2 protein-coding genes are annotated in these 2,768 nt (G+C 68.0%); one reads left to right on the forward strand and one right to left on the reverse strand.

All coding sequences use genetic code 11. The annotated features are described in order from the left end of the window. Positions 1-226: hypothetical protein (locus AAW14_RS39110; RefSeq protein WP_265569226.1), on the reverse strand; the 226-nt coding region annotated here is incomplete at its 3' end. On the opposite strand from AAW14_RS39110, the gene AAW14_RS39115 reads away from it, so the two are divergent. Continuing rightward, a partial coding sequence (locus AAW14_RS39115; RefSeq protein WP_265569225.1) for a non-ribosomal peptide synthetase occupies positions 153-2,768 on the forward strand: 2,616 nt, incomplete at its 3' end. The two genes, AAW14_RS39110 and AAW14_RS39115, sit on opposite strands and share 74 nt — an antisense overlap.

The following is a 2,768-nucleotide window of genomic DNA, read 5'->3' on the forward strand; positions in this document are numbered from 1 at the left end:
CGCGGTTGATCAGTCGTGTGCGGTCGGTGCTGGGTGTGGAGTTGTCGGTGCGGGCGGTGTTCGAGGCGCCGACGGTGGCGGGGCTGGCGGCGCGGCTTGTGGGTGCGGCTGGTGCGCGGCCGGCGCTTCGGGTCGGTGAGCGTCCTGGGGTGGTGCCGTTGTCGTTCGCGCAGCGGCGGTTGTGGTTCCTGCACCGGCTGGAGGGGCCGAGTGCGACGTACAACATGCCGATGGCCATTCGGCTTTCGGGTGCGCTGGACCACGATGCTCTGCGGGCTGCTGTGGCTGATGTGGTCGAGCGGCATGAGAGTCTGCGGACGGTCTTCGGGGAAGCCGACGGGGTTCCCTACCAGCGGGTGCTGGAGAACGTCGAAGTCGACATCCCGGTCATCCCCACCACAGAATCGGATCTTCCACGCCACTTGGAGAGCCTCGCCGCCCGCACCTTCGATCTCACCGGCGAGGCACCGCTGCACGCTGCTCTGCTGGAGCTGTCGCCTGCGGAACACGTGCTGTCACTGGTGCTCCATCACATCGCCGCCGACGGCTGGTCCGTCGCTCCCCTCTCGAGGGACCTGGCAACGGCGTACCGGGCTCGTGCGGTGCACCATTCACCCCAGTGGTCCGAACTCCCCGTGCGCTACACGGACTACGTGCGCTGGCAGCAGGAGCTCCTCGGCAGCGTGCACGAGCCGGAAAGCGTCATCAACCAGCAAGTCGGCTACTGGGAGAACGCGCTTGCGGGTATCCCCGAGCGGCTGAAGCTCCCGGCGGACCGCCCGCACCCCGTAGTGGCCACCTACACCGGCGGTGTGGTGCCCTTCACTCTCAACGCGGACATCCATCGGTCGGCAGTCGCCCTGGCCCGCGAAACCGGCTCGACCCTGTTCATGGTCGTCCAGGCCGCACTGGCCGCACTCCTGCACAAGCTCGGGGCGGGGACGGACATCCCGATCGGATCTCCGATCGCCGGCCGCACCGACCAGGCACTCGACGATCTGGTTGGCGTATTCGTCAACACCCTGGTGCTGCGCACCGATGTGTCGGGTGACCCGACCTTCCGGGAACTCCTCGAACGCGTGAGAGAAACGGACCTGGCCGCGTACGCGCATCAGGACGTCCCCTTCGAACACCTGGTGGAAGTCCTCAGTCCGACGCGCTCACTGTCGCATCATCCCCTGTTCCAGGTGCTGCTCGCGGCCGAGGACATCGACCCCGAACTGATCGACCTGCCCGGTCTGCGGTCGACCCTGCGCCCGGTCGGCACCGGAACGGCCAAATTCGATCTCTCCCTCTCCTACCGTGAGCGGCACACCACGGAGGAGGGAAGCCCCGCGGGAATCGACTGCCGAATCGAATACAGCGCCGATCTGTTCGACCAGGCAACCGCCGAGCGCATCGCGGCCCATCTGTCCCGTCTCCTCGAAGAGGCGGTCCGCCAAGCCGACAGGCCCCTGCGGACCCTCGATATCCTCATGGCCTCGGAACGCCAGCGGATCGTGGGCGACTGGAACGCCACCGCGTACGAGAGCGCCGGGCACGGTCTCACACTCAAGGACCTCCTCGAGGAGCAAGCGGCACGGACGCCGGAACGTATCGCCCTGGCGTTCGAGGACAGCGAGCTGACCTACGCGGACCTGCACGCACGGGCGGACCGTCTGGCGTCCCTGCTGACGCGCCGGGGCGCGGGACCCGAGCGCGTGGTGGCCGTGGCGGTGCCGCGGTCGACCGATCTGGTCGTCGCCCTCCTCGCGGTGCTGAAGTCCGGCGCCTCCTATGTGCCGCTCGACCCCGACGACCCGGCCGAGCGCACCGCGTTCGTACTCGATGACGCACAGCCCGTCCTCCTGCTCGTCACCGAGGAGACGTCCGCCCTCCTGTCCGGCATCGGTTCGGGCCCGGGGCGGATCCTGCTGGACAGCCCGGAGACCCGGGCCCTCTTGGCCGGATCGGAAGCGGACCACGAGAGGCCTGAGGACGTTTCCTCCGCCGGGGCGCTGCTGCCGCACCACCCCGCGTACGTCATCTACACATCGGGCTCCACAGGGCGTCCGAAGGGTGTGCTGATCAGCCACGAGGGGATCGTCAACCGGCTGCTGTGGATGCAGGCCGAGTACGGCCTCACCCGTGAAGACCGAGTTCTGCAGAAGACTCCGTCGAGCTTCGACGTCTCCGTCTGGGAGTTCTTCTGGCCGCTGATCACGGGCGCCGGTCTCGTCGTGGCACGGCCCGGCGGCCACAAGGATCCGGCATACCTTGCCGACGTCATCGAGGACCACCGGGTCACAACGGCGCACTTCGTGCCGTCCATGCTGAGGGCCTTCCTGTCCCAGCCTGCGGCTGCGACCTGCACGAGCCTGCGTCAGGTGATCTGCAGTGGTGAGGCCCTGACGGCCGATCTGGCACAGTCGTTCAGTGCGGCTCTCGGCATCCCGCTGCACAACCTGTACGGACCGACCGAGGCATCCGTCGATGTCACCCATCACACCTGCCCCCCTCAGGCGGGAGACGCACATCCTCCGATCGGACGGCCGATCTGGAACACGCGGGTGTATGTGCTGGATGCGGGGTTGGCTCCGGTGCCGGTGGGGGTTGTGGGTGAGTTGTATCTGGCGGGGGTGGGTTTGGCGCGGGGGTATTTGGGGCGTCCGGGGTTGACGGCGGAGCGGTTTGTGGCGTGTCCGTTCGGGGCTGTGGGGGAGCGGATGTATCGCACCGGGGACTTGGTGCGCTGGAACGGTGCTGGTGAGCTGGAGTATCTGGGCCGG

Source organism: Streptomyces hygroscopicus (assembly GCF_026168105.1).
Classification (GTDB): Bacteria; Actinomycetota; Actinomycetes; order Streptomycetales; family Streptomycetaceae; genus Streptomyces; species Streptomyces hygroscopicus_D.